Annotated in this window: 2 protein-coding genes; both read right to left on the bottom strand. The window is 70.7% G+C overall.

The features are described 5' to 3' along the window. Positions 1–265: 265 nt before the first annotated feature. A complete protein-coding gene (gene istB / locus VGR06_RS19440) occupies positions 266–1,075 on the bottom strand; it encodes an IS21-like element helper ATPase IstB (protein WP_327560518.1) in 810 nt (269 codons plus the stop codon). Beyond that, positions 1,072–2,565 (bottom strand): IS21 family transposase, encoded by a 1,494-nt coding sequence (istA, locus tag VGR06_RS19435; RefSeq protein WP_327560517.1) that lies wholly within the window; start codon positions 2,563–2,565, stop codon positions 1,072–1,074. Before istA ends, istB begins: the two co-directional genes overlap by 4 nt. Between the last annotated feature and the right edge of the window lie 334 nt (positions 2,566–2,899).

Here is a 2,899-nt window from a genome sequence, read left to right as displayed (position 1 = left end):
GGCGTTTCTGGCCTGGCTCGGTGAGGCCGATGCTGTCCGGGTTGTGTGGGCCGTGTGGCGGTGGCGTTGTCGGGGCTTCAGTCGGGCCGGGCGGGGCGCAGGGCGCGGTGGCGGCCTGGCTGGGTCGGTTTCTCGGTGTGGTGTCAACGGTCATTGTGATTTCCCCGCTGGCGGTCAGTGGATCTCCCCGGTGGTGGCCGGGGTTGTTCCCCGCTGGCGGCCAGGGCGGCTCCCCGGGGGCGGTCATGGTTCTCCCCGGTTGTGATCAGGTGAGGGGCTTCACCCCCTTCCCGGCGGTGGCCTCGGTGAGGCGGAACGAGTCGCCTTGGGTCACGACGATGTGGGCGTGGTGTAGTAGGCGGTCGACGGTGGCGGTGGCCAGGGTCTTGGGCATGAGTTCGTCCAGGCCGGAGGGGTGCAGGTTGGAGCTGATGGCCAGGGCGCGTCGTTCGTAGGCGGCGTCGACGAGGCGGTAGAAGCCTTCGGCGGCGTCCGGGCTGATCGGCAGCAGTCCGATGTCGTCGACGGTGACCAGGTCGGCGCGCATGATTCGGGTGATCTCCTTGGAGACGGAGTCGTCGGCGCGGTGCCGGCGGACGAGGGTGCCGAGGTCTTCGATGGAGAACCAGGCCACGGTCATGCCGCGGTCGACGGCGCGTTGGCTGAGCGCCTCGCAGAAATGCGACTTTCCGGTGCCGGACGGCCCGCACACGCAGAGATTCTCGTGCCGGCTAACCCATTCTAATGTGGATAGAGCATGTTGGGTGGGGCGAGAGATCGAGGAGGCGTTCTCGTCCCAGGTGTCAAAGGTCTTGCCGGCGGGGAACCCGGCCCGGCGGCGGCGGGCCCGCATGGTTGCCTCGTCCCGGCCGGCGGCCTCCTCGGCCAGCAGCACCCGGACCAGCTCGGCCGGGTCCCAGCGCTGCGCGCGGGCGGTGGGCACCACGTCGGTGAGCGCCTTGCGCAGGTAGGGCAGCCGCAGCCGGCGGGTCAGGGCCAGGGCTTCGTCGAACGGCTCACCGGCCGGGGCGGCTACCGTCGTCGGCGGCCGTCGCTTGGCGGTAGGGGTGGTCATGACTGCTCACCCGCCCCGAACGTGGCCCACGCGCCGGTTCCGGGCTGCAGGCTGTGCCGTTCGCCGGCCCGGCGAGGTTCGGCGACGGGCCCGTGTCGGTGGTGGTCGAGGATCGCTTGCAGGTCGCCATCGGCGAACCGGCCCGCCGCCGCGGCGGTGCCCAGCGCCTGGTCCACCCGCTGCGCGCCGTGCAGCTTCGCGAGGGTGATCGCCACGGCCATCTTGGTGCGGACCCGGGTGGCTCCGGCCGCGGCCGCCTCGATCAGCCACTGATGGGCGCCCTCACCGATGGCCAGAAACGCCGACTCCTGACCGTTTCGCGCTCGTGGGCGGCGGTCCAGCGCGCCGGGTGGTCGCGGTGGGTAGTGTTCATCCTTGATGGACGGACGGCCGGGGGTGGAACGCTGATGCCGGGCCACTTCCGCCGGACCCCCAGCTGCGACGTGGGTGACCACCAGCTCGTCGCCGGCGAACCGGACCCAGACCCGTTCGTCGATCAGCCCGCACGGCACCGAGTAGCGCACCCCGCCCACGCTGGTCGTGGAGTCCCACATCACCTTGCGGGTCTCCCCGAACACGGTGGTCAACGGCGCGTCCGGCACCCGGTGCAGCCGGGCGCGTTCCTCGGTCAGCATCTCGGCCGGGGCGCGGCCGGTCTCCCGGTGCGGGCGGGTGTTGACCTGCCCGCAGAACCCCGCACACGCCTGCTGCAGCTCAGCGAACGAGACGTAGGCCGGGCGCAGATTCACCTCGGTGGGCAGCAGGTCCCGCTTGGCGATGCGCACGGTGGCCTCCGATCCGCCCTTCGATTCGGGGTCGGCCGGCACGCAGGTGGCGATCGTCAGCCCGTAATGGCGGCCGGCGGCCACGATCTGCGGATGCCGCACCGCCATCGAGGCCACGTGCTCCACCGTGACGGTGCGCTCGTTATCGGTCAGCGCATAGGTGGGCACCCCACCCACCCTGCGCAACGTCTGGTCCAGACACGCCAACAAGGTCGGCAGCGTCTTGTCCACCGTGGGCAGCACCACCCGGAACCGGGACCAGGCCAGCCACGCGCACCACAACTGGGTCCGCTGCCCGGCCACCCTCGGCCCCTCACCCCAGTCGAACTGCAGCCACAGCCCCGGCTCCGGGATCCACGGCCGGTAGACCCGCCGGTTACCCGCCCGCCACGCCTTCTTCGCGTCAGCCACCGCCCGCCGGGTGGTGCGCTCCGAACCCGCGTAGCCCATCGCGGACAGCTTGCGGTGACACACGTCCGCGCCGACCCGACCCCGCGAGCGCTCCACCCATTCCTCGATCTTCGCCAGGAACGGGCCGGCCACCCGCTCCGCGCGCATCCGCTCCGGCCCGCGGCCGGCCTCACGCAGCGCCACATAGTGCGCCACCGTGTGGTGATCACATCCGGCCAACTCCGCCGCCGCGCGGTAACTACCCGTCAGGTCGAACGCCTCCAGAATTTCCATGATCTCCTCCGGTTGCTTCACGTCCTTCCTCCCTGAAGCCGATCAACTCGGCTCCAGACCAGCCCACCGCCACACCAACAGCGCGCAGCGACACGGCTGAAACGGGGAGAAACATGACCGCCGACGGGGAAATCACATGGCCATCAACGGGGAACTTTCCGGCCGCCTACGGGGAGCTTTCCGTGGCCGCCGACACTCAACGCCGACCCAGGTGCCGGCGAGGAGCGCAATGCCTCGCAGCGCCAGCTTGTTGGCGAGCCCTTCTCAGCCTTCCAGGATGGCCTTGATCGTGGCCAGGTTGCGGTCTTCTCGCCGGTGCATGGTGCGGCGCATGAGCGGCAACAACAGGGTGAGG

Origin of the sequence: Actinophytocola sp. (assembly GCF_036002505.1) — a bacterium.
Taxonomy (GTDB): Bacteria; Actinomycetota; Actinomycetes; order Mycobacteriales; family Pseudonocardiaceae; genus DASYTH01.
The sequence above is the reverse complement of the archived record's forward strand: the minus strand, read 5'-3'. Positions and strand labels throughout refer to the sequence as shown.